At 57.7% G+C, this 421-nt stretch carries 1 protein-coding gene; it reads left to right on the forward strand.

All coding sequences use genetic code 11. The annotated features are described in order from the left end of the window. The coding region (locus tag EN780_RS38010; RefSeq protein WP_128276676.1) for a PAAR-like domain-containing protein at positions 1-421 on the forward strand (421 nt) is incomplete at both ends.

A 421-nucleotide genomic window follows, 5' to 3' on the forward strand; every position in this document is an offset into this window, starting at 1 on the left:
GGACAGTGACACCGACAACGGAACCGGCACGGTCAAGATCGGCGGAAAGACGATAACTCAGAAGAACAAGTCCTATTACACCAAATGCACCGGCAACGAGGCCGGCTGTGCGCCCAAGAAGAACATCATCACCTCGGTAAACACGGGCAAGGAATACGCCCATGCCTGGTCCGGCGACGTCAAAATGGATGGCGAGCCGATCAGCCGTTTCACCGACATTTCATCGAACGATCACGCCTCGCCTACAGCCGGCGGGCCTCCGATGCCCAAGGTAGCTACGGCCACGCCCGCGACCTTCAAATGCTCCGATCTTGAGATAAAGCCCTACAAGGAACTGGAATGCCCCGAAGGCTACGAAAAGGAGCATACCGTCGAGGTCCAGTTCTTCACCGCCGAAGGCGTGCGAGACCTGACCTTGGAC

This window comes from Mesorhizobium sp. M4B.F.Ca.ET.089.01.1.1, from assembly GCF_004022605.1.
Classification (GTDB): Bacteria; Pseudomonadota; Alphaproteobacteria; order Rhizobiales; family Rhizobiaceae; genus Mesorhizobium; species Mesorhizobium abyssinicae.